This is a genomic window from Halolactibacillus alkaliphilus (assembly GCF_900115465.1).
Lineage (GTDB): Bacteria > Bacillota > Bacilli > Bacillales > Amphibacillaceae > Halolactibacillus > Halolactibacillus alkaliphilus.
This window is the reverse complement of record NZ_FOWN01000005.1, coordinates 53,708-77,938: the sequence shown is the minus strand read 5'-3', so window position 1 is coordinate 77,938 and position 24,231 is coordinate 53,708. Positions and strand designations below refer to the sequence as shown.

The 24,231-nt window shown below is 38.8% G+C and carries 28 protein-coding genes, 1 pseudogene and 1 other annotated feature; of the genes and pseudogenes, 1 reads left to right on the top strand and 28 read right to left on the bottom strand.

The features are described 5' to 3' along the window. Nucleotides 1-24: 24 nt before the first annotated feature. From BM163_RS03630 to BM163_RS03595, 8 genes are all read right to left on the bottom strand, one after another. A complete protein-coding gene (locus BM163_RS03630) occupies nt 25-1,563 on the bottom strand; it encodes a hypothetical protein (protein ID WP_089800337.1) in 1,539 nt (512 codons plus the stop codon). 248 nt (nt 1,564-1,811) lie between these two features. After that, the gene (gene yajC, locus BM163_RS03625) at nt 1,812-2,093 is read right to left on the bottom strand and encodes a preprotein translocase subunit YajC (protein WP_089800335.1); all 282 of its coding nucleotides are present in this window, start codon (nt 2,091-2,093) and stop codon (nt 1,812-1,814) included. A 22-nt stretch (nt 2,094-2,115) separates the two neighbouring features. Further along, nucleotides 2,116-3,255 (bottom strand): tRNA guanosine(34) transglycosylase Tgt, encoded by a 1,140-nt coding sequence (gene tgt, locus BM163_RS03620; RefSeq protein ID WP_089800333.1) that lies wholly within the window; start codon nt 3,253-3,255, stop codon nt 2,116-2,118. Between the two features lie 17 nt (nt 3,256-3,272). Next, on the bottom strand, nt 3,273-4,301 hold the full coding sequence (queA, locus tag BM163_RS03615; RefSeq protein ID WP_089800332.1) for a tRNA preQ1(34) S-adenosylmethionine ribosyltransferase-isomerase QueA: 1,029 nt from the start codon (nt 4,299-4,301) through the stop codon (nt 3,273-3,275). A 35-nt stretch (nt 4,302-4,336) separates the two neighbouring features. Continuing rightward, nucleotides 4,337-5,347: a Holliday junction branch migration DNA helicase RuvB gene (gene ruvB, locus BM163_RS03610; protein WP_089800329.1), complete on the bottom strand. Its 1,011-nt coding sequence runs from the start codon at nt 5,345-5,347 to the stop codon at nt 4,337-4,339. A 13-nt stretch (nt 5,348-5,360) separates the two neighbouring features. Next, entirely contained in the window at nt 5,361-5,957 is a 597-nt protein-coding gene (ruvA, locus tag BM163_RS03605; RefSeq protein ID WP_089800327.1) for a Holliday junction branch migration protein RuvA, read from the bottom strand. A 356-nt stretch (nt 5,958-6,313) separates the two neighbouring features. Then, nucleotides 6,314-7,063: an NAD(+) synthase gene (gene nadE, locus BM163_RS03600; RefSeq protein ID WP_089800325.1), complete on the bottom strand. Its 750-nt coding sequence runs from the start codon at nt 7,061-7,063 to the stop codon at nt 6,314-6,316. 111 nt (nt 7,064-7,174) lie between these two features. Further along, the gene (locus BM163_RS03595) at nt 7,175-7,690 is read right to left on the bottom strand and encodes a LysM peptidoglycan-binding domain-containing protein (RefSeq protein WP_089800323.1); all 516 of its coding nucleotides are present in this window, start codon (nt 7,688-7,690) and stop codon (nt 7,175-7,177) included. 172 nt (nt 7,691-7,862) lie between these two features. Between BM163_RS03595 and BM163_RS03590 the strand changes: the two genes are divergently transcribed. Continuing rightward, on the top strand, nt 7,863-8,405 hold the full coding sequence (locus BM163_RS03590) for a transcription repressor NadR (RefSeq protein WP_089800321.1): 543 nt from the start codon (nt 7,863-7,865) through the stop codon (nt 8,403-8,405). A 107-nt stretch (nt 8,406-8,512) separates the two neighbouring features. Here the strand turns inward: BM163_RS03590 and pheA are convergent, their stop codons facing one another. The 20 genes and pseudogenes from pheA to BM163_RS03490 form a co-directional block, all read right to left on the bottom strand. Further along, nucleotides 8,513-9,376, bottom strand: coding sequence for a prephenate dehydratase (pheA, locus tag BM163_RS03585; RefSeq protein ID WP_089800319.1), 864 nt, complete (start codon nt 9,374-9,376; stop codon nt 8,513-8,515). A 20-nt stretch (nt 9,377-9,396) separates the two neighbouring features. Next, a complete protein-coding gene (gene thrR, locus BM163_RS03580; protein ID WP_089800317.1) occupies nt 9,397-9,846 on the bottom strand; it encodes a transcriptional regulator ThrR in 450 nt (149 codons plus the stop codon). A 27-nt stretch (nt 9,847-9,873) separates the two neighbouring features. Continuing rightward, a complete protein-coding gene (gene obgE / locus BM163_RS03575) occupies nt 9,874-11,154 on the bottom strand; it encodes a GTPase ObgE (protein ID WP_089800315.1) in 1,281 nt (426 codons plus the stop codon). A gap of 34 nt (nt 11,155-11,188) precedes the next feature. Continuing rightward, complete coding sequence (locus tag BM163_RS03570; protein WP_089800313.1) at nt 11,189-11,713, bottom strand: Spo0B domain-containing protein; 525 nt, start codon at nt 11,711-11,713, stop codon at nt 11,189-11,191. Between the two features lie 141 nt (nt 11,714-11,854). Further along, a complete protein-coding gene (gene rpmA / locus BM163_RS03565) occupies nt 11,855-12,145 on the bottom strand; it encodes a 50S ribosomal protein L27 (RefSeq protein WP_062319426.1) in 291 nt (96 codons plus the stop codon). An 8-nt stretch (nt 12,146-12,153) separates the two neighbouring features. Continuing rightward, on the bottom strand, nt 12,154-12,495 hold the full coding sequence (locus BM163_RS03560) for a ribosomal-processing cysteine protease Prp (protein WP_089800311.1): 342 nt from the start codon (nt 12,493-12,495) through the stop codon (nt 12,154-12,156). Between the two features lie 13 nt (nt 12,496-12,508). Beyond that, a complete protein-coding gene (gene rplU / locus BM163_RS03555) occupies nt 12,509-12,817 on the bottom strand; it encodes a 50S ribosomal protein L21 (RefSeq protein ID WP_062318973.1) in 309 nt (102 codons plus the stop codon). Between the two features lie 14 nt (nt 12,818-12,831). Next, nucleotides 12,832-12,903: a sequence feature (ribosomal protein L21 leader region), on the bottom strand. Nucleotides 12,904-12,943: 40 nt separating this feature from the next. Continuing rightward, on the bottom strand, nt 12,944-14,371 hold the full coding sequence (locus BM163_RS03550; RefSeq protein WP_089800309.1) for a ribonuclease E/G: 1,428 nt from the start codon (nt 14,369-14,371) through the stop codon (nt 12,944-12,946). Further along, nucleotides 14,307-15,194 carry a site-2 protease family protein gene (locus tag BM163_RS03545; RefSeq protein ID WP_089800307.1) on the bottom strand — a complete coding sequence of 296 codons (888 nt, stop codon included), beginning with the start codon at nt 15,192-15,194 and terminating at the stop codon, nt 14,307-14,309. The genes BM163_RS03550 and BM163_RS03545 overlap by 65 nt, the downstream gene beginning before the upstream one ends. Continuing rightward, nucleotides 15,191-15,805, bottom strand: coding sequence for a M23 family metallopeptidase (locus tag BM163_RS03540; protein WP_089800305.1), 615 nt, complete (start codon nt 15,803-15,805; stop codon nt 15,191-15,193). The genes BM163_RS03545 and BM163_RS03540 overlap by 4 nt, the downstream gene beginning before the upstream one ends. Before the next feature lie 235 nt (nt 15,806-16,040). Next, nucleotides 16,041-16,841: a septum site-determining protein MinD gene (minD, locus tag BM163_RS03535; protein WP_089800303.1), complete on the bottom strand. Its 801-nt coding sequence runs from the start codon at nt 16,839-16,841 to the stop codon at nt 16,041-16,043. Next, nucleotides 16,834-17,511 carry a septum site-determining protein MinC gene (gene minC / locus BM163_RS03530; protein WP_143088175.1) on the bottom strand — a complete coding sequence of 226 codons (678 nt, stop codon included), beginning with the start codon at nt 17,509-17,511 and terminating at the stop codon, nt 16,834-16,836. The genes minD and minC overlap by 8 nt, the downstream gene beginning before the upstream one ends. A gap of 16 nt (nt 17,512-17,527) precedes the next feature. Next, the gene (mreD, locus tag BM163_RS03525) at nt 17,528-18,058 is read right to left on the bottom strand and encodes a rod shape-determining protein MreD (protein WP_089800299.1); all 531 of its coding nucleotides are present in this window, start codon (nt 18,056-18,058) and stop codon (nt 17,528-17,530) included. Then, the gene (gene mreC / locus BM163_RS03520; protein ID WP_089800297.1) at nt 18,058-18,933 is read right to left on the bottom strand and encodes a rod shape-determining protein MreC; all 876 of its coding nucleotides are present in this window, start codon (nt 18,931-18,933) and stop codon (nt 18,058-18,060) included. Before mreC ends, mreD begins: the two co-directional genes overlap by 1 nt. A 20-nt stretch (nt 18,934-18,953) precedes the next feature. Beyond that, nucleotides 18,954-19,988 (bottom strand): rod shape-determining protein, encoded by a 1,035-nt coding sequence (locus BM163_RS03515; RefSeq protein WP_089800295.1) that lies wholly within the window; start codon nt 19,986-19,988, stop codon nt 18,954-18,956. Nucleotides 19,989-20,151: 163 nt separating this feature from the next. Next, nucleotides 20,152-20,292, bottom strand: a pseudogene (locus BM163_RS03510) (JAB domain-containing protein); the annotation flags it as partial. Next, the gene (locus BM163_RS03505; protein ID WP_229675503.1) at nt 20,259-20,795 is read right to left on the bottom strand and encodes a group II intron reverse transcriptase/maturase; all 537 of its coding nucleotides are present in this window, start codon (nt 20,793-20,795) and stop codon (nt 20,259-20,261) included. The gene BM163_RS03505 and the pseudogene BM163_RS03510, both read right to left, overlap by 34 nt. A gap of 630 nt (nt 20,796-21,425) precedes the next feature. Beyond that, nucleotides 21,426-21,995, bottom strand: a complete 570-nt coding sequence (gene radC / locus BM163_RS03500) for a RadC family protein (RefSeq protein ID WP_229675499.1) — start codon at nt 21,993-21,995, stop codon at nt 21,426-21,428. A gap of 192 nt (nt 21,996-22,187) precedes the next feature. Next, nucleotides 22,188-23,384 (bottom strand): RNA-guided endonuclease InsQ/TnpB family protein, encoded by a 1,197-nt coding sequence (locus BM163_RS03495; RefSeq protein WP_089800290.1) that lies wholly within the window; start codon nt 23,382-23,384, stop codon nt 22,188-22,190. Continuing rightward, nucleotides 23,381-23,935 (bottom strand): IS607 family transposase, encoded by a 555-nt coding sequence (locus BM163_RS03490; RefSeq protein ID WP_089800289.1) that lies wholly within the window; start codon nt 23,933-23,935, stop codon nt 23,381-23,383. The genes BM163_RS03495 and BM163_RS03490 overlap by 4 nt, the downstream gene beginning before the upstream one ends. Between the last annotated feature and the right edge of the window lie 296 nt (nt 23,936-24,231).

The window sequence follows — 24,231 nt, the reverse complement described above, 5'->3', positions numbered from 1 at the left end:
ATTTATTAATAGTTCATACACAGATTACAAGAATATAACTGAACTAATAATACCAACAAAACCGATAACACTTAAGATATATACCGGCAATTTTGGCATCTCCTCATTATTCTCCATGGCCTTACCAAACATAAAGAAGACAAATGGGTGTACAAGGAATGTCATAGAGAACGTAAAAGTAATTAACCCTGCTGCTTCAGCACCAAACATCCCTTCTTGAATAGCTGCAAACAAGCCGAAGTGAGAAATAGCACTTGCTTTAGCCATTGCTCCAAAGTCTAGACCCATTGAACTGAAACTCAATAAAATCAACCCGCCGAAAATAGCAATAAGCTGCCAGCCAAAACCGAATTGTAAGAGCGCCGTCATTTCGCCCTTATCGTCATTGTCTGGTTTCTTAATATTTTTCAGTCCTAGAATGAGCAAGACAAAACCAATACCAGACATTATAATTGCTGGAATCATTAAGAGTGAACCTCTATCCGAACTCATAGCTAAAATCGAAAAGACAAAAATATGCATAGCGAAGGGAATATTAACTAACATAGGCGCGCGATTAGCTGCACGTTTACCTAAATCACCTGCTGTACAAGCTCCTGTTAATCCCGTGTGTGATAAAGCACCGGCCATACCTGGTGCGAGGTTTCTAACCGCTTGTGTTTTTCCAAAGTACATCAATAGCGCCATACCACCAAACATCCAGAATATTTGACCAAAGAATCCATACCCTAGGACACTAGCCGCACCTTCCATATCAAATACTTCAATAATACGTGAACCACCAACTGTAAAGTTACCCGCTAGTACTACTGGAATACCGGCAAATAGTAACGCTTTAATTGTTGGACCAAAAACATAGTTGTAGTAAATCATACCGAGTGCTGTTGCAATAACCATCGCGAAGAAAATGGATGGTAATGCGACAATCTGATTCACAAAAGCAGCAAGGTGAAATGCTAATATTAATATACCTGTAATGACGATAATTTCAAGCACACCTTTTCGAATGTACAATGGCTTTTCTAAAATTTTAGCTTTACTATCAATCAGAATGATTGAACCAACTAAACCTAAATAAGCCATAATCGGATAGTAACTTGATAACGGACTACTATTCAAACCTAAAATAACACGACTTAATGCTTCAATACCAATTAATAAAAAGAATGAACGAACAATAAGGACCATTTGCGTGCGTGTTGTTCCAAGTACTGCCTCATCTTCATTATGTATCAATAAATCTTTTGTTGCTCCTTCTTTATTACCAAAGATCTTTCTAATTTCTTGCCCACCAACAAAGAATGTTACAATAAGTGCAATACTTGTTGTTTTTGAAATAAGTTCAACAACAGGGAATTGCGCTAATCCCGGCTCTGCTACTCCACTAGATACGAGAATAAAACCCATTGTCAATCCAAAAATAACAATAATTAAAATCGGTGAATACCTCGTTCCAGCTACCACGGTCCTGGAAATCAGCACCATTGGAATAATGATAAACAACGATAATAAAAAGTGATTAAGTAGTTGTAAACTCTCTACTTGTTGTAATAGTTGCTCCATAGTTTTTTCCCCTCTCATTTTCAAACGTTTCCATAATCCGTTTAATTGTATTACTAATTTGTGAAACAGTAAACAAGTTTTTTAACTTGTTCACAAAAGGTTCATGTTTGTGGTTAAGAACTACCATACTGGTTGATTTCGTTCAGTATTAACTCCGCTTAACTATGATACCATCTAAAAAATATACATCACGATACTAACAAACTTTTAAAAAACCCTAACACAACTTCATGTGTTAGGGTTAATGATTATGCTTGTTCTTGCTGTACAACTGAGCGGATAGCTGAACGATCAAAGCGAAGTTTTTGACTTTCATTTACTTTAATCACTACAACATTTTCATCAATCGCATCAACAACGCCATGAAGGCCACCAATGGTAACAACTTGATCACCTTTAGCTAAATTTTGCTGCATTTGATTTACTTGTTTCTGACGCTTTTGTTGTGGACGAATCAAGAAGAAGTAAAAAACAACTACCATGATTAGTATTGGTGAAAGGCCAGCTAACATTTGTAAAATATCATTCATAATTTTTCCTCCCTTCTCTTACTTAAAAGTTTTTCGCATTCGGCTTATTAAAACCATATTGTTCAAAGAATTCCTCACGGAAATCACCTAAACGATCTTCTCTAATCGCTTGTCGAACCTGCTCCATCAATTTTACCAGAAAATATAGATTATGATAAGAGGTTAATCTTAAACCGAATGTTTCATCTGTTTTAATGAGGTGTCGCACATAAGCACGTGTATAGTTTTTACACGTATAGCAATCACAATTAGGATCAATGGGTGAAAAATCACGTGCATATTTCGCATTACGTACGACAAGGCGTCCCTCGGATGTCATCAATGTTCCATTTCTTGCGATACGTGTTGGTAACACACAATCAAACATATCTATACCTCGAATAGCACCATCAATCAATGAATCAGGTGAACCCACCCCCATCAAATAACGTGGTTTTTCATCAGGTAACAGCGGTGTTGTGAATTCTAACACACGATTCATGACATCTTTTGGTTCACCTACAGATAAACCACCAATGGCATAACCAGGAAAATCTAACGATGTAAGATCTTTAGCACTTTGTTTACGAAGGTCTTCATATTCTCCTCCCTGAACAATACCAAACAACCCTTGGTCATGTGGGCGTTTGTGCGCTTCTAAACATCGCTCAGCCCATCGACTCGTTCGCTCAACAGAATTCTTCATGTATTTATGTTCAGCTGGATAAGGGGGACACTCATCAAAGGCCATCATAATATCTGACCCTAGCGAATTTTGAATGTGCATCGCCTTTTCAGGTGAGAGGAACAATTTTTCTCCGCTGATATGATTTCTAAAGTGAACCCCCTCTTCTTCGATCCGGCGTAAGTCACTTAGACTGAAGACTTGAAAACCACCTGAATCGGTTAATATTGAGCCATCCCAATTCATGAACTTATGCAATCCACCAGCTTCCTCAATAATATCTTCGCCAGGTCGCAACCATAAATGGTAAGTATTCGATAAAATAATTCCTGCACCCATGTCCGTCAATTCTTCAGGACTCATCGTCTTAACTGTGGCTTGAGTCCCAACGGGCATAAAAACCGGTGTTTCAAACGAACCGTGCGGTGTGTGAACTCTCCCTAGACGGGCACCCGTTTGTTTACATGTTTTAATTAATTCGTAGCGTATAGCTGTCATAATAATCCTACTTTCTGTTAATAAATAAACATTGCATCACCAAAACTAAAAAATCGGTAACGTTCATTGATCGCTTGATGATAAGCTTCCATAATAAAGTCTCGGTCACTAAAAGCACTAACTAACATAACCAACGTCGATTTAGGTAAGTGGAAGTTCGTAATCAATCCGTCGATAGCTTTAAACTTATATCCAGGATAAATAAATATATTCGTCCACCCAGATGCCGCTTGAATCGCGCCATCATAGTCCCTTGCAATAGTTTCTAACGTCCGCGTTGAGGTTGTACCTACAGAGATGACGCGACCACCCGAGCTTTTTACGCGGTTAATTTTTTCTGCCTCTTGTTCGGTTAAAATATAAAATTCACTATGCATATCGTGTTCTTCTATCTTCTCCACACTGACAGGTCTAAACGTCCCAAGACCGACATGAAGTGTCACAAAGCAAATCTCAACACCTTTAGCTTTAGCTTCATCTAATAAGGCTTCTGTAAAATGTAGCCCTGCTGTCGGCGCTGCCGCAGAACCTTGTTCCTTAGCATACACTGTTTGATAGCGGCTTTGATCATCTAAAGTTTCTTTAATATAAGGAGGGAGCGGCATCTCTCCTAATTCGGTTAAAACTTCTAAAAAAATACCTTCATAACTAAATGACACAAGACGTCCACCGTGTTCTAACAACTCTGTACACGTTGCTTTAAGTTTGCCCTCACCAAATGATATAACCGTACCTACTTTAACTTTTTTTGCTGGTTTCGCTAATACTTCCCACGAATCTCCTTCGCGTTGCGTGAGAAGGAGGAGCTCAATGTTAGCTCCTGTATCTTCTTTTGTACCAAAAATTCTAGCTGGGAGCACTTTAGTATTATTTAATACTAAGGCATCTCCTTTATTTAAATAATTAAGTATATTAGTAAAACGACCATGCTCAATCGTCCGTTTTTCTCGGTTCATAACAAGTAACCGAGAACTTGAACGGTCTATCAAGGGGGTTTGCGCAATCAATTCTTTTGGTAAATCAAAATCAAAATCTTCTATGTTCAATAGAATCACCTCTTTAACATTTACTTATGCTTAATTTAACGTATCTGTTCGTTTCCTGGCAATGGACGTTTAAAATGTTTATACGTTTGATCGGTTGCCACACGTCCTCTAGGCGTCCGTTGAATAAAGCCTTTTTGAAGTAGGAAAGGTTCATAAACATCTTCAATCGTCTGTGATTCCTCACCTATTGTTGCTGAAAGTGTATCAAGTCCAACAGGACCACCACCAAATTGATCTAAGATAGCCAGTAGTAATTTATGATCAATATGGTCAAGTCCGATCTTATCAACTTGCAACATATCAAGTGCTAGCTCAGTTGTCACCTTACTAATTTCTGTTTCGCCTCTAACCTGTGAAATATCACGTACACGTTTGAGTAATCGATTGGCTATTCTTGGTGTGCCTCTTGAGCGTTTAGCAATCTCAATCGCAGCTTGGGTATTAATTCCGACGCGAAAAACGTCTGCACTTCGAATAATAATCTCTGTTAACGCAGCAGCATCATAATACTCTAATCGACTTAGCACACCAAATCGGTCTCTAAGAGGTGCCGTTAACAGTCCCGCTCTTGTGGTTGCACCAACCAACGTGAAAGGAGGCAAATCAAGGCGCACAGAACGTGCTGTTGATCCGGTACCAATGACGATATCTAGACAGAAATCTTCCATTGCTGGATACAATATCTCTTCCACAGCTCGAGGGAGACGATGGATTTCATCGATAAATAGTACATCTCCAGCCTCCAGTGACGATAAAATAGCAGCCAAGTCACCTGCTTTTTCAATAGCAGGACCAGAAGTCGTTCGAAATGCCACACCCATTTCGTTTGCGATAATATGCGCAAGTGTTGTTTTCCCAAGACCTGGTGGACCGTAAAGCAAGACATGATCAAGCGGTTCTTCACGCATTTTAGCCGCTTTAATAAAAATCGCCAAATTCTCTTTCGCTTTTGTCTGCCCAATGTAGTGACTAAGTGCCTGTGGTCTCAGGCTGAGTTCTTCTTCCTCACCCTCTAAAGGTACACCTTGAATCATTCGTTCCTCCAAGTCAACTCCCCCTTTACTGCATCAATAACATAAGTCCTTTACGGATTAATGCATCTGTCGTTTGTTCTTTGGCTTGCTTTAATTGTGGTTCAATTGCTTTAATTTCCCGGTCTTTATAACCTAAAGATTTTAGAGCTTCTTTCGCTTCAGCTAACGCACTAGGATCATTGCTTTCAACCTCTTCTGCCAACTGGATTTTTTCAGTCACTATAAACGGTAATTTACCTTTTAAATCTAGAATCATCTGACGGGCTGTTTTCTTGCCAACACCAGGAAAACTAGTTAAGTATTTCTCGTTTTCCTCTTCGATTGCTTGAACAAATATATCTACTTCACCTTGTCCAACAATTGATAACGCGCCTTTTGGTCCAATACCCGAAACATTTAAGACTTTTCTAAACAGTGTTTTTTCTTCCCTTGTTTTAAAACCATATAATATGTGAGCGTCTTCCCTTACATGAAAATGCGTATAAATCTTAACGACATCTCCAACATGTCGTTCAAAATCAAATGGATTAGCACAAATAATATCATAGCCTATACCGTTTATATCAATAACAGCAGAGATGTCTGTCATTTCAACCAGTGTTCCTTTTATATAATCAAACATATTGTCACTCCATCCGCTCTTGCAACTTATCGTAGTAATGCCACGTGCATACAATACATCATTATAACATTTCTTAACCGACTTTTGTTTAGCTTTTAAGACTTTTTAAACAAATAACGTGACATTATGTCTCTATTTATTTAAGATTTTTTTGTTTTTTAATATGACCTCTTCTTTTTACACCAAAAAAACCTAGCAAGTCCCGTACGAGAGTCCTGCTAGGTTATGCATTATCAAGCAACAGTCTAACGAAAAATCATTCTACCTTAATTTAAAACCGTACCTTCTCCAAAAATAATATCATAAACTTTTTATTATGCACACGTTAAGCCTCATTCTAAAGTACACTACTCGGTTTACATGTCTTCATATGCTTTTGGGAATGCAATACCATCACGCTTATGGTGTGACCTGGCATGGAGCTGCTCAATGGTTGCTTTATCTTTTTCTGGAATCGTCTCTCCTTTTAAATAACGATCAATCATATCGTATGTTGTGCCCATTTCATTCTCATCAGTTTGCCCTTCCCAAAGCCCTGCACTCGGTTTTTTTTCTATCACTTCTTTCGGTACCCCTAAGTATTTAGCCATCTCTCTAACTTCACCCTTGGTCAAATGAACAAGTGGTGCCAAATCAACACCACCATCACCATATTTTGTGAAGTAGCCTGTATGCCACTCTGCTTTATTATCGGTACCAACAACGAGGTACTGGTGATTCGTAGCAATCGTATACAGTGTGCTCATGCGTAACCGCGCACGTAGATTGGCATCCGCTAACTGATCATTGGCTTTATTATGCATTTTTTCTTCATCCAATACATGAGTGATCGTTCCGAAGAGGGTATTGTGTGTATCTGTCAAGTCAACCGTCATCGCCTTTAAATCAGCTGACTCAACCACACGCATCGCATCATCAAAATCACCAGGATGACTCTTACACGGTAACATTACACCTAAACTATTTTCAGGCACTGCACGTTTAATTAGATGTGCGACGACAGCGGAATCAATTCCACCACTAATACCAACAACTAACCCCTTAACATTTGCTTCTTTCACCTTTTTTTGTAACCACGAAACTAAATACTCTACTTTTTTTTCCATCTGTTTTTCGCTCCTTTTAATCAACCTCTCTCTATTATTGCTTAGACAGATGAAATTTTCAATCGAATCACACGATGAGTTTAATCACCTAAATATCCATTAGTCACTATCTTATAGGTACCAACGCCAACAGCCATATGGACATGGATAGGAATGATGTAAAGGGCGTTTAATTGGTGGCCAAGGTTGATATTTTTTTTTCTTAGCCCCTGATAGTGTGCTACCGTACTTTTCTATTGGCTGCTTTGTCGGCAAGTGCTTTACCTTTTTCATGGCAGCATCGCTCGTTGTTGTCACATCTTCTTGTGAGTCTTTATTATCAGATGATACGTGTTGCTTCTCGCTACTCACATGAGCAATTGATTGTTTCAGTTCAAGTGAACCCATGAAGTTATCCTGCTTATTTTTGTCCACATTGCTTTTAATCTCATTTTCCTCCTCAATTTCTTCACTAAACGTCTCTGTTACTTTTTTCAAATTAGGTATATACACTTTCATACCTGCGACTAAACAATCTGGTTGAATAAAATCTGGATTAAATTGGCGTAAATCATCCATTGTCACCTGATATTTATTCGCAATCGTCACAAACGTTTCTTTCGGTCGGACAATATGAATTCGCATCATTAGCTACCTCCTTTAACTCTAGCTTATGCATATGAAGGTAAAAATATAAAAAAACGTGATAATAATTAGATTATTAACTCCTATTGGTTTAACAGAAATCATTGCATTTTCAACGCTGAACACATACACTAAAAGAAACAAACAACAAAAACACAATGAAGGATGATCAATTATGGGAGAAAAAAAATTATCCGGGAGCGAGCGCCGCGAACTTTTATTACAATTACTTAATCAAGCGTCTAACCCTCTGACAGGTAACGCCCTCGCTAAAAAAGCTGGCGTCAGTCGCCAAGTCATTGTACAAGATATTTCATTATTAAAAGCAACCGGGGAACAAATTATTGCCACGAGTCAAGGTTATTTACTCTTTAGACATACTCAAAATAATCAAACATTTAAACGGATGATTGTTTGTCAACACACACCTGATGAAACAGCAGAAGAATTATATTTGATGGTAGACCAAGGCGTTATTGTAAGAAACGTTGTCATCGAACACCCGGTATACGGGGACCTTGAGGCAACATTAATGTTAAAAGACCGTCACGACGTAAAAGAATTTCTTGATAAAATTCACACAACTAATGCACCTTATTTATCTGAACTAACTGATGGGGTGCATATTCATACACTTGAAAGTGATCGCGAAGAAAAAATTGAAAGTTGTATCGCGGCTTTAGAAGCACGCGGCTTTATTTTTAACGCGGATCTATAATAAGCAACACTTACGCCTGGTTGTCCAACAACACCAAATATTACCCAACTAAAAAAGACTTAAATTATCCAATTGGATGGTTTAAGTCTTTTCCTTATTTAGTCCCCTTACCGTTCATTCACATGATAGTAAGGATAACTTCCCAATACCTCAACTTGACACCCAATTGCCTCAAGCTCTTGTATAGTATTTGGAATGAGTATATCGTCCATTTTTTGTTCAATATCTATCAAGAAATAATATTGACCTAGCGATGTTTTCATCGGTCGTGATTCAATTTTTGACAAATTAATTCGACGCCATGCAAATGCTGATAAAACTTGGTGAAGCGCACCTGCATGATCAGTAGGTAAAGCAATCATAAACGTTGTTTTAAAACCTTTAATCGGCATGTGTTTTGTTCGCAGAGCTGTATCATTCTTATGTAATACGACAAAACGTGTATGATTGTTGAGAATGTCATGAATATTCGCTTTGACTATCTCTAAATCAAACGTGGCTGCTGCTTGTTCATTAGCAATAGCACCTATTAGTCTGTTTGGATGTTGACTCACCAACTCTGCTGCTGCACCCGTTGAATTGAACGTCTCTTTTTTAGCTCCACGCATCGTTTGTGTTAAAAAATAGTGGCATTGGGCTAGTGCATGGGGATGCGAATATATAGCCTCAATATCTCGCCATTTATCTACATTGCGCTTATGTACCATAAAATGTTGCTTTATAGGTACAACAATTTCACTGACGATTTTTAGCGACTTTGATTCAATTAAATAATCAAGCGTTAAGTTGACCGTTCCTTCCAAAGTGTTTTCTAGAGGAACAACAACAAATTTTACATGACCAAACTTAACCGCATCAAAACAGTTTGGAATGGTTTGATAAGGCATGTGTCTCTCACCCTTAAATAACGCATCCACTGCAATACTCGTAAATGTGCCCTTTGGACCTAAGTAACCGATAGAATAACTCATCCCTTATCCTCCATTCATGTTTAAGCGCCTGAGCCTAAAACATCAACTTTTTCAATAAATTGATGCTTTTTAAGGCACGTTATCAATTCATCTAAATCTACTCTTAAATGTTCAATATCCAGCGATAACGTGACATTCGCTTTCCCGTTTAGCGGTATAGACTGGTGGATCGTAAGAATATTCCCACCTGCTTTTGCTACCATATCTAGCAGGTGAGACAACGTACCGGACCTATCTTCTAAATGAAAAAACAAGGTAATGATTTTTGTTTGTTGAATAGCTTGGAACGGGAAGACAGCATCACGATATTTGTAAAAAGCACTCCTAGACAATCCAACTTTTTGAACTGCCTCAAAAATAGATGCCACTTTACCTCGCTCTAAATCTTTTTTTACTTGTAACGTCTTTTTCATCGCTTCCGGTAAAAAGTCTCCTCTTACGAGATAAAATGTGTCTTTTTCATTTTTCACTCGTCGCTGCCCCCTTTAATAACTCTTTTATTCAATAAACTCAAATTCATATTTCATCAAGCGTACGATGTCACCATCTTTTGCCCCCCGCTCTCTCAAGGCATCATCAATGCCCATTGAACGCATTTGGCGAGAGAATCTTTGAATGGATTCATCACGTGTAAGGTCTGTCATCTTAAATAATTTTTCAATCTTCTGACCGGAAATGACATAAGCACCATCATCATCACGTGTAATAATAAACGGCACTTCTTCTGGCTGATGTTTATAAACAATATGTTCTGGTGCTTCTTCTACTGACGTTATTCTGTGTGGAATTTTATCTAGCTGATCAGCAATTTCAAACAAGAGCTCACGTAGCCCTTGACGTGTGATAGTTGAAATCGGATAAATTGGATATTCTTCTGTTAACTGTTCTTTAAAGAAGGCCAATTGTTCCTCAGCCTCTGGTATGTCCATTTTGTTTGCCACAATAATTTGCGGACGATCTAATAACGTCTCATCATAAGCGCGCAACTCTTCATTAATAGTAACAAAGTCTTCATAAGGATCACGTCCTTCTGTTGCAGCCATATCAATAATATGGACAATTAAGCGCGTGCGCTCAATATGTCGTAAGAATTGATGCCCCAGACCAACACCTTCACTTGCTCCTTGAATAAGTCCTGGCAAATCAGCCATAACAAAACTGCGATGGTCCTCTGTTTCTACCATGCCTAAATTTGGTTGCAGGGTAGTAAAGTGATAATCAGCGATTTTAGGTCGCGCAGCACTAACGACTGATAATAGTGTTGATTTACCCACACTCGGGAATCCAACAAGCCCCACATCCGCCATAACCTTAAGTTCAATGACAATATCACGCTCAATACCTGGTTCTCCATTTTCTGCAATTTCAGGTGCAGGGTTTTTTGCTGAAGCAAAACGAATATTACCTCGACCACCTCGACCACCCTTACAAATAATCGCCTGTTGCTTATTCTCGGTTAAGTCTGCTAATACCTCACCTGTTGTGTCATCTTTAATTGTCGTACCTGGCGGTACTTTAAGTACCATTGGTTCAGCATTTTTCCCATGCTGGCCCTTACTCATTCCATTTTCCCCACGTTTTGCTTTAAAGTGACGTTGGTAGCGGAAATCCATTAATGTACTTAAGCCTTCATCTACTTCAAAGACCACGTCCGCACCATCGCCACCGTCACCACCTGATGGTCCACCGAACGGGACATATTTTTCACGTCGGAAAGATGCTAAACCATTCCCGCCGTCACCAGCTTTTACATATACTTTTACCTGATCGACAAACATAACCTCACCTCTTTTATCTGTATTATTTGTGTACTTATTTACTATTGACTAATAATGTGTTTTTTATAATTAGCGTCTGTTGATCCTCTTCTGAAGCCAAAGTGAATGCAGCAAGTATTGCTTGCATCATGTCTGATTTTTTATTTAAATGATTGAGTGTACAGCGATAGTTCAGTGTCACTGATTCTATATCTAAACGTTCAAGGGAAACGACTAGCTTATCAATCGATGGAGACCATTTCACAAAAAAACGCATAGCATTCGCTACTGATAAAGCGATCGATTCATCCCAATCAGTTGGCGCATTATGAAGATGAAAACTTTCAACATCTACTGTTAATGGCAAATCCGCTATATAATACGTTAATACTGCACTTACCTTATCGAGTGTAAGCATTAATACAAGACGTTCACGTTCGAGTTGTCCCATCCAGTTCATCATAATTTCAGCTGCTTTTTCTCGTTGATTCATCTGTTGATACCCCAGCAATAACTGAAGTTGATTCGCTTGGTCGTGCCGCTTTTTATTTAATAATGTTTTCAGGCTCCATTCACTCACCGTTAGTCACCTCACGCATAATTGTAAGAAAATTATAACAAATATCCATTAAGGTGTACAATCTATTGCGAAAAATAATCAAATAAAAAAGCGCATCTCCAAAGAATAACTCTAAAGAGACACGCTTTTTATTCTAACGTCTTATGCTTCCTGTGCAACAGGATACACACTTACGCGTTTGCGATTACGGCCAACGCGCTCGAAACGTACGATACCGTCTGTTTTAGCGTAAAGAGTATCATCTCCACCACGACCAACGTTTGTACCAGGATAAATCTTAGTACCACGTTGACGGTAAAGAATTGATCCGCCAGTAACCATTTGTCCATCGGCACGCTTTGCGCCAAGACGTTTTGATTCTGAATCACGACCGTTCTTTGAGCTACCTACACCTTTTTTAGATGCGAAAAATTGTAAGTCTAAACGTAACATCATCGGTTTCAACCTCCTTGTTTTTCAAAGATAGTTATATACTGACCATAGTCATGTGCAATGGTTTCTAAAGTGGTTAGCATACCTTCAAACAACAACTGAGCCGCACGACGTGCTTCTTGGTCGCTATTATCAGGTAAAATCACTTTTAAATAACCACCATCCGCGCCTTGGTCAATGATAGGTTCAATTCCACTATGTTTCATGACTGCGTTGGTCATACCGAAAGTCACGGCAGATACTGCAGCACAAACTAGATCGTGCCCGTGAGGGCCACTGTCTGCGTGTCCACTTAATTCAAAACCTTGAATTGAAGTATCAGGCAAACGATAAATAATTGCTTTAATCATTGTTCATCCAACCTTAAGCGTTGATCTTTTCGATAACCACTTTAGTGTATGGCTGACGGTGACCTTGCTTACGGTGATAGTTTTTCTTTGGCTTAAACTTGTAAATAGTTACTTTCTTTTGACGACCGTGTTTTTCAACTTTCGCCTCAACAGAAGCACCTTCTACTAATGGCGCGCCAACTTTTACGTCGTCACCACTTACAAAAAGAACTTTGTCAAATGTAACTGTTTCACCAGCTTCAGCAGCTAACTTTTCAATGTAGATTTCTTGACCTTCTTCTACTTTGATTTGTTTACCACCTGTTTCGATAATTGCGTACATCCTACTGCACCTCCTTAAAGACTCAGACTCGCCATCACAGGCGCATCGACATGCTTATAACCTGATCTGCGCGGTTGTAGCAACGGGTGCTACATTACTTGCATAACGAACAAATCATACCATGTGTTAGAGGAGCATGTCAATAGTTTCAGCTGGATTATTCAAAATAAATTCATTGATTAATGCGTGACTGCCACTGCGAACAATTTCATAACCTGCTTTTATGTCTCTTTGTATAACATACGTATCAGGCATTACTTTTTCTTTTAATTGCGCAACATTTACCAGCGTTTTAAATCGCTGTAAGAAGTTTTTATTCATCGCTATCAAACAACTATCTGTATCCATCACAATCAAAGCACGTTCAAGTTCGTAACAATGTGTTTCTTGCGTTCGTTCTAAAGATTGGATTTCTTGGTTAAAGAGTGTGTACATGACACTCTCTGTTGTACGTTTTCTTGTTAACTCAAATAACCCAAGACGCGTAAAGCCATACAGTGTGACTGGCGCTGGATCACTGGTTACCGCTCGTTTCAACGCATCATGTACTAGTTGTTGATCTTTTTTATTTATCATACGTATAAAATCAATGACAACCATGCCCGATATATTCCGCTTCTGTAACTCCCGCGCGATGGCCTTGACGGCCAGTCGATTGATATTAATAACAGCCTGTTTACGCGAGGCGTTTGTCTTATAACTAGAGGAATTAATATCAATAACGGTCATAGCTTCAGTTTGTTCGATCACAAGTTCCACGCCTTCCGCTAACTGGACAACAGGTGAGGCCAATTGATTCATATAGGTCGTAAGTTGGGACGAAATATCCCTTAAGGCCTGGCGCTTCACTTTCACTCTATCAGCAATTTCTGGAAGCATACATTCGATTTGCCGTTTCAACTTGACGTCATCCACAATAATTGTCTCTACTTGGTCAAATGTTAGACGCTGAACCTTCGCTACACTAATCGTTGCTTCACTTGAAATCATTCCTGGCTTTTTCATTTGTTTTTGCGTCGCCTTAAACTGTTCAAACTGTGCATGAAAGTAGTGAAATTTCCGAATTAACATTTGGGGGTCGGACTCAGCCGCCTTTGTTCGAACGATCACACCCCCTGTCTCTATATGAGGTGTAAGACACGTACGCAAATAGTCGCGCGTTTCATCAGAAAGCTTTTTGGAGACATTCACTTTTTCTTCAAATGGTAAATACACCAATGCTTCATCTGATAAATCAATTTTTTGAGTTAATCTTGCACCTTTTGATAAATACGGGGCCTTAGTAACTTGGACCATCACATATTGACCTTCTGTTAAAGGCGAATGTTCTGTTGACAGAGCGTCTTTATAGTCAAGATATCCGAAAGTATCTGTCCCAATATCAATAAAATACGCTTGTAGCTGATCATCTTTTTTTTCAATTCTCCCATGAAAAATCGCACCAACACCTTGAAGTCTGTTAGGCCTAATAAAGTCTACATCTAATAGTTTACCTGCATCTAATGTGACATGTAATGTTTCTGTTAGCGTTGTTAAAAGATAGAGTGTTATCACTTTGTTCACCTATTTCATTTAAATATTTAACCGGATTAAAATACAATTGGATCATTTGTTGTTCTTGTATGAATTGACCCGTTTCTTTAACCATCCATACACATGGTTGACTTAACTTTAAGTCATCAAGTAAACGATGTGGGATGGCATTTTTATGGATATGTTTTATTTTAGGTTGTCGATTGAGCATTTGTCGGGCAAGCAAAAAGCGATACCATGTATACGTTCGATTTTTTGAGTCTAGCCGAATTTCCTGAAAAAGAAAACCAATAAGGATTAATATAGAGAATGAAAAACCATGGATAAACATGAACCAACTACCTACGATTGCTAAACTTCCTATTGATAAAGCAAGCGTGAAATAATAACTCTTTTTAAACGGCAGAACAACAGACAATAATAAATAGAGTATTTTCCCACCATCGAGTGGCCAAATGGGTAACAAATTAAACGTTAACAATGTGATATTTAATTGTTGTGCATGGTTAAAAAACGTTGTATACCCTGTATATCTTCCAAGTACAATACACACAGAAGCGATGGCCACGTGTTGTAAGGGCCCCATAAGCAAGACAAGCCACTGTTCTTTATACGGCCGCATTAAAAATGCATCTGTATCCATCACACAACCAAACATAAATAAACGCATTGCTTCAATCGGCCATTTGAACACGACGGCGGTAAAATAGTGCCCACACTCGTGCCATGTCATGATGATCAATAAGATGAGATAGTCCGTCAGTTGACCCGTCAGAACGACCAAAACAACCATCAAATAAAACGAAAAGTCGACAGTAAACAGGCGCCCATGTAGTTTTGTCATGGACGCTCTACCACATGTAACGCTAGTTCACCTGAATCACCAACGATCGCCACTTCACCAATTTGTTCATTTGCCTGAATATATTGATAAGGTAAAACCGTTGTCTTTGTTAGATGCTGGTAGACAAGTTCTTCGCCCGATTCATGTTGTACCCTGACTAACTCATACCCCTTCTCGCCTCTACCAACATAAGTAACAACCCCCGCTCGAAGAGCATAAATCTCTTTACTTGTTGTTGAAACGACCACACCTTCGCTTAACTGATTTATTTGAGCGACCGATAAAGCGAGATTATTCTTATTAGTATGGGTAAAAGGTGACATAACGTAAATGACCTCCCCAAAGCGTGACTGATACCAACTATAGACTGGAGCAAAAGGGAATTCAACGGTCAATGCCTTTGTTACTTGTTGATTTAATAGATAGGGACTCATCTTTGTTTGACTAAAACTCACAAGACAAAATAACATGGATGCTAACACAAGTTTTATTAAATGTCGGGTAGACTTTGTAAGATGTGAGGATTCTTTTGAAACATGTCCGATTTTTTTGCTGTAAAGTTCTTTTTGACGCTTTAGCATTTTTACATGCGATGACACATTTGGCCTCATTGATTGCCCTCTCCTTCTTTTCCCGTTGGATTAAATAGATGTGGATGTACTCTCTATCCATCACCTTATTTATACATACGCAAAAAAGAGGACGTTCATGACCTGCATTCGTCAGTTATTTAGATAACGACTATAAATCTTTAAAACAAAAATGCTTGAGATCAAATCGCATAATTTAATCCAAGCATTTATCCTAATGACGCTATTAGATTTTTTCTTATGTCTTCTCACGCGTTTATTTTTCTCGCATCCCGAAGAATTTTTTGACTTTTGTTAAAAAGGTGAGCTCTTCATCAAATGATTGTAACGGTACAGACTCACCTAAAATACGGCGTGCGATATTTCGATAACTTATAGATGACTTGATATTTGGATTTAATGCTACTGGTTCACCGTGATTGGACGCCTTAATAACTTCATCATCATCTTGCACAATACCAATTAAATCAATTGATAGCACTTGAACAATTTCATCGATTGTTAACATATCGCCCCGTTCCATCATATGATTTCGAATCCGATTAATGACGAGTCTCGGCGGTGTAATATCTTCTTGTTCAAGCAAGCCAATAATGCGGTCTGCATCACGCACACTAGATTTTTCAGGTGTTGTCACGACAATCGCATGATCAGCACCGGCGACAGCATTTTTATACCCTTGTTCTATCCCTGCAGGGCAATCAATCAAAATATAGTCAAATTCTTGTTTTAATTCATCCACCATAGTAATCATTGCCTCTGGTGATAAATCGTGTTTATCACTTGTTTGCGCAGCTGGTAATAAGAATAAGTAATCAAAGCGCTTATCTTTAATGAGCGCCTGCTTTAATTTACAACGCCCTTTCGCCACATCAATAATGTCATAAATGATGCGGTTTTCAAGACCCATCACAACATCTAAATTACGCAAGCCTATATCCGTATCCATTAAACACACTTTTTTATCCATTAATGCTAAGGCTGTCCCGAGGTTAGCAGTTGTTGTTGTTTTACCAACACCACCTTTACCTGAGGTAATGACAATCGCTTCAGACATTTAAAACACTCCTTTCAAACCCATTCATTACCGGGCGTTTCTTCATCACGTGTTGCAATCGATCCATCATTATTTGTCCATCTTCTACGTATGCGCACTCCATAAAAACACCGTCTGTTTCATAATCCGGTGCACGAGAATACATATCTGCAATCCTTAGTTGCACTGGATTCATTAAAGAAGCCGCAATAACGACATCTTTATTCCCTTCATATCCCGCGTGAGCAATACCTCTTAATACGCCTAATACAAAGACATTGCCTGTTGCTTTTATCGTCCCACCCGGATTGACATCTCCAATCACAAGCGCGTCTCCAACGATATCAATGATTTGCCCTGAACGAACCGTTCGTGTGTGTATATGAACATCAGTGGCTTCTTTTAATTTTAACGCCTCTTCTTTTAAGATGACATGGGAAACGATATCTTGGACAACAAGCCGCTGTTTAGCTTGAATCAATGAACGCAATTCTTCTTTTGCCTCATTATGTAATAAGCGATTACCAAGTTCCACTTTAATTGTAATCAACGAATCAACTTCATCAAAGTCATCTTGATTGAGCATCTCGATTAATTGGTCCAAAACATCTTGGAATGGCGCATCATCGTTTAAGAATAATGTTAAACCATCCCGTGTCCCTTTAATCATCACCAATTGTTTTTGGGACATCATAACACCTCCGTTCTTACTTCTGTTCAAACCTTTGTAATGAATAGCGCGTAAGCAAGCGTTTAAACAGAACAAATTGAATCAAAAATACAACATAATTAACCGCAAGCGTCATTAACAGTCGTTGTTCAAAGTACTCTACAGTAGTTAATGAAATCACACCGATAAATCGATAAAGTTCAAATATTAGAAAATCCATCAAGCTAATGGCGAGGAAAAAAACAAAACTCGACACATAAAAATTCACGTGTAAGATTTTCCTCAAGTAGTGAACGAGATACAACGTCACTGCGTAACTAAACATATAGACACCGATAATATTTGCGTAGACAATATCCATCATTAAACCACTTATAATCGCATATAAAAAGCCGTGGTAAGTGGTTTCTTGATCGTAATACAATCCGATTAATACAAGGAAGACAAAAACACCATGGATAACGACTGTAAATCCATTTGCAGGTAATATATCTGGTATCAGCAAGAAATTTGCTCCTTGCAAAACAACGAGGATAAATAAGATCAACGGAGGAAATAAGCGTGACATCACTCTGACTCACCTTCTACTATCTCATCTCGCGTTGTTAGGGTACGGTCCACAATAATCACATGGTTTAAGTTTTCCACATCAGCTGATGGTTTTACATAAGCAATTTGTGTTAAACCGTATTGATCCGTTGTCACTTCTTCAATCGAACCAATTTCTAGCCCTTTAGGGAAGACACCGCCTAATCCTGACGAAAAGACCGTGGCTTCGAGTGGTATATCTTCATAACTATCCGTAAATTCCAATAAGAGCTGTTGTCTTTCTGCATCATAACCGAGAATAAATCCTCTGGCATCATTATCAGTTTCAGGTAAATCTACATTAACAGAGATGCGATTTGAACGATCAAAACCATTGAGTAATAACACGGTTGATGAGAATTGGGCTGTCGATTGGATTTTTCCAATCATGCCGTTAGCTGTAATAACAGCCATGTCCTTTTCTACTCCATGTTGCTTGCCTCTATTGAGTGTGATTTGTTCAAACCAATCCTCTGGACTTCTGGCAATCACAGTCGCCTGGATAGGGCGATAATCTGTGATTGTCTCTGTTTTATCTAACAAGGCTCTAAACTCCTCGTTTTCTTTTGTAAGTTCTTGTATTTCATACAGCTTCTGTTGATACGTTGATAAATTCTCTTTTAACACTCGGTTCTCTTCATAGACATTTTTCATCTCATCGATGCTATTAACTACACCAACAACATAATATACTGGACGTAAAAACACATTTTGAAATGAACCGACTGTATCTTGGATAAATTCCTCAACAGAAGAAAGCTCTTCACGATCGCGAATAGTGAAGCCTATCAAACCAACAAGTATGACGAGGCTTAAAAGAATCGTAAATAGCCGTTTTCTTCGAAAAAACGACATAATGAAACCTCCAATAAGCGTTAGTTGTTCCGGTTAGCAACATTTGGATGCGATTTAAAATGTTCGATGTACTCTAAAGCTTTACCCGTCCCGATAGCTACAGAATCTAATGGCGATTCAGCAATAAAGACTGGCATTTTTGTTTCGTCTGAAATAACGTCATCTAAACCTTTTAGTAACGCACCTCCGCCAGACAAGACAATCCCACGCTCCATAATATCTGAAGAAAGTTCAGGTGGTGTCTTCTCAAGAGTTACTTTTACTGCCTCAACAATGGCTGCCACAGTATCATGTAGTGCTTCAGCAATTTCTTTTGATGTCACTGTAATCGTTTTTGGTAAACCGGTTAATAAGTCACGGCCTCGTAAATCAATTGACTGTTCTTCCTCTGTCACACGCGCCTGACCAATTTCCATTTTCACTGTCTCTGCTGAGCGAACACCAATCATTAAACTGTATTTTTTGCGAATATATTGGATGATTGCTTCATCCATATCATCACCTGCTGTACGAATCGATTCACTCGTCACAACACCACCAAGAGAAATAACCGCTACTTCCGTCGTTCCTCCACCGATGTCAACAATCATACTGCCTGTTGGCTCCCATACTGGTAGTCCTGCCCCAATTGCTGCCGCAAATGGCTCTGATACCGGGAAAGCTTCTCTTGCTCCCGCTTGCTTTGTCGCATCAATAACAGCACGCTCTTCTACCATAGTAATACCTGAAGGTACACAAACCATAACATTCGGTTTTCTCGCAAACGGTGAACGGTTCTTCTGTGCTAATCGAATATAATATTTCATCATGACGGCTGTTGTATCGTAATCGGCAATAACACCGTCTTTCATCGGTCGAATGACAGAAATATTTCCTGGCGTACGTCCAATCATATTGCGTGCGTCACTTCCAACTGCTTCAATATTTCCTGTTGTGTTGTTCTTGGCTACAACAGACGGCTCTCTCACAATAACGCCTTTCCCTTTAATATATACGAGCGTATTTGCTGTCCCTAAATCAATCCCTAAATCTTGCGTTAAACTAAATTTCCCCACTTTAATCTTCCTTCCTTATTTACACGTCTCTATATTTTTTGATGGTGTATCATTCATTTGAGTAACAGTAAACACCTAACACAAGTTACTCACCTCGTGTTAGGTGCTTAAAATTAACCTTGCTTATTTAATTATACGAGAATTTGAAAAAAATAGATAGGGGTTAGACGTACCCTTTTTCTTTTAATGACACAAATTTATGATCACCTATGATGATATGATCGAGTAATGAGATGCCAATCAATTCTCCACACTCAACCAATCGTTTTGTCACGTTAATATCTTCTTGAGATGGTGATGGATCGTAGGGTCGGTAGTAAGAAGCAAATCTACCTCCCTCAGAACCGTACGTACTCCTTTCAAAGTATACGGCTCGCCAGTATGAGAGAGAAAACTAGAGGAGAAATCTTTGGAAGCGGTCGGTAAATAGTGCTTTTGTTTCAGACGATGATAGGCTTGTTTTTTAGACAATCGGTACTTATGCGCGATCGTACGATAAAGACTTTCATACGCAAAATAATCCAATGAACGTAAAACTTTTTTATCGCGTAATAAACAATAATACTGGTGAATAGAAGCTAACTCGTTTTGATAGATCGAACAAATTGTTTTTTCATCATGATAAACCAAATATCCTCGACTCTTAGGACACTTATCACTATAGGCACCATAATCAAAATTCTTGATGACATGCCCCAATTGATCTTTTGTCAGGGCTAAATAAAGTCTTTTGTTCGATTTGTCCAAATGAACGAGGTAACCTTCATATTGAATAGAGTTAAATCGACTGATTTTTATCGTTGGCATAAATAGACGACATGCACATAAGAACTGATTTATCGGTTGATTTAAAGAAAAGATAATAAAATTAGTTGATGAGCGACTTCTATATACATACGAGCCTTGGTATTGTTCAATAACTCTTATTATGTTTATCATGCCTTGACTACAACGCTCACCAACCTCTAAGGTGCACCGATCAACTGTGACAATAAAAAGTTGATCACTATGACATTGACACACGTTCCATCCCCTCCTCTCTCATACCTGTCTTCCTTTTCCATGCTAAACAGATTACCTGCAAACGTTGAATACTATGAAGACTCCGGTACCTTATAACTTCCGTTACTTAGGTAGTCCCTACCTTATTAATCAACCAAGATGCGTCATACTTAGGTACTCCTTTTGACTATTGCTTTCCTTCATGGGAAAACTCGGGGAAACAGGCTTATCATACGGCGCATCTGACGCATACGGCGCATCTTTTTCCATAACACATCCAAAGATCCGTAAGTCTAGAGTTCAGGCAGTATAGCTTTTACCGTATATGACTTAACCACAACATCATGCGATGGTCCCAGCAATTATTTTTAACGACTGGTAAGATGCATGGCTACTAAACGTTATAAGCAGTTTAGGGCAATGCCACTTGATTGATTAACTGTATAGGCGCACGCCAGATGGATGATTATGCAGACAAACAATAGAGGCACAAGAGCGCTTAATAGCCTCGCGAAATATCTCGCGTGGATGTGAGATAGAGGCGTTCAGGCTCCCAATAAAGATGGTTTGTTGGTGAATGACCTGGTTCTTTGTATCAAGGAATAGACAGATGAAATGTTCTTGTTTTAAGAGGCGCATATCTTCCATAACATAGTTCGCCCCGTCCTCAGGACAACGAATGACGTACCGATCGGTCTTTTTAAATCGTCCCATACGGTTACCTAATTCAATAGCCGCTAAAATACTGACAGCTTTAACCTCACCGATACCTTTTAATTGAACAAGCTCTTCTAGTGTTGCTTCTCTTAATAACTCTATCCCGTCAAAATGTTGATACAAACGAATGGCCAAGTCATGGACACTTTCTTCTCGTGTCCCTGACCCAATCACAATAGCTAAGAGCTCTTGGTCTGATAGATGACTTGCACCTTTATTTATGAGTCTTTCTCTTGGCCTATCTTGTTTTGGTATATCTTTCATTCTGACATGAAGTTCCTTCAACATATAGTGTATCTGCTACTAAAACTGTGTACAAAAGTGTACAACTGCCTTAGAATGTTCCTGTTTCTTCGTGCCCGCTTTCGCCTTCTTCTTACGAAGAATGGCTACCATGCGCCAAATTGACGCTAACGTTTGTATGGCACTCCACAGGCGTAAATTCGGACGTAGCCCGCCCTAAACATATGCATCTTAGTTTTAGGTTAAGATTGCATATTCTTTTGCTTTAAGCAAATTCAACGCGGCATTTTTGTCTCTGTCCATTGTGTTCCCACATTCACACGTGTAAACACGGTCTTTGAGTTTAAGGTCTTTTTTCTTTGCGCCACAACTCGAACACAATTTACTCGACGGATAAAATCGGTCAACCCTCCTTAACTCTATGTCGTTTTCAACACACTTGGCTTTGAGCCAAGAAGAAAAAGCATAGAAGTTTTGCCCGGCAATCGCTTTCGATAAATGCCTGTTTTTCATCATCCCGCGCACGTTTAAATCTTCAATCGTAATATACGTTGGCTTGGTTTTCACACAACGGTCTACGACAGAACGAACGTACTCTTTTCGGATGTTCGCTAAGCGTTGATAAAGCTTTTGCACACGAAGCACATTCTTTTGCACGTTTTTTCTTTTGTACTCGTTAGTAGCAGGTTCACCACCTTTCGTTTTTAAATGTTTGTACACTTCCTGTTTTCTCGAAAGGGAACGCTGTTCCCTCTTTAATTTCTTTTCCAATCGTCTTACTTCTTTTGTTTTGTTAATATTTTTGTACGTCTGTCCATTGCTGAAAACCGCAAAGGTTTTCAGACCCAAATCAATGCCGATACCTTCTTTTGGCTTTCTCTTTTTCTTTTTGTTTTCATCAACTTCGATAAGGACTGAAACGTAATAGCGACCAGCCTTTTGGCTAATTGTGCCACTCGAAGCTTTCTCGCCTTCGGGGATGTAGCCAAATTCTTTCAACCGAACCCAACCAATGGTCGGAATTTTAATGCGGTGCCGTTCAATTGTCCAATCCCCTTTGTTGTTTTTGGGGAAATACGCTTTGACATCTTGTTTTCGCTTTTTTTTGAACTTCGGAAATTTCGCTTTTCCCTTGAATAACTGCTTAAAAGCACCTTCTCCATTCATGATGGCTTGCTTTCTCGCCTTCGAAGAGACGCCTTTAATCCATTCAAAGCCTTCTTGTTTCGAAAGCTCATTATTCACATATTTATCAAAGTCCATCCCACTTACGAAACCGAAGGTTTCTTTTCCTTCCAAATAACGTTCATAGTGTTCTTGGTTGTAGGCAATATAACGATTATACAAAAAGCGAGAAACTCCGATAACTTGGTGGATTTTGATTTTTTGTTCGTCCGAAGGACGAATCTCTGTCTTAAATGCTTTTTTCTTCACAGTTCATCGTCCTCCTTGATGTTCTTTTTGTATTTTCGCAAGCCATAAATCCGACACGAAAAAACATGAATAATTGCGATTAAATCCTGTATCATCTCTTCTTGCGGAGAAAACGATTCATTATTCACGACAACAATTTCTGTACCAAATCGGATGAATCGGTCTTTGTGTGTCACATAAATCGTGCTCACTTTGCCGTCCATAACATCATCAAGAACTTGATGCCATTTTTTTCGCTTGTAATTTAGTCCGCTTCCTACATCCTCAATAACTTCATCAACAATCACGCCGTTGGCGTTCACAAATTGCCTTAAAAAATCAACTTGCTTTTTCAGGTCATCTTTTTGGTTTCTGTTCGAAACCCGAGCATAAAGAACGGTTTTGCCACGCTCTTTTTTCGTTTCCCCCATATACACATCATACTGCTTTTGTGTATAAAATCTCCTTCCTTTGGGGTTTCGATAGGCAATCAATTTCCCTTCCTTTTCCCAACGTTGAAGAGTTTTAACGGTTACACCCAATATTTCTGAGAATTCACTTGGTTTATAAATTTTATCCGCGTATGCCTTTTATCGCGATTGACACCTTTTGTATATGAATTCAATTGCAGTTGATTACTCCTTTCTACATAGGATGACTTTATTTTATTCTTTTCTCATGATGAATCAAGTTTCAGTTGTTTCAAGTCAACCTAAATTGAGATCACCTTTGAAGGGGATTAAATGAAAAGTTCTGAGTTTTTAGCTTTTAGCTATGTATTTAGATACTAAAAATAAAGTGAGGTCTTTTCTACACGTGTTTGAAACATCACGTGCAGAAAAGACCTCACTATTATCATTTATAAACT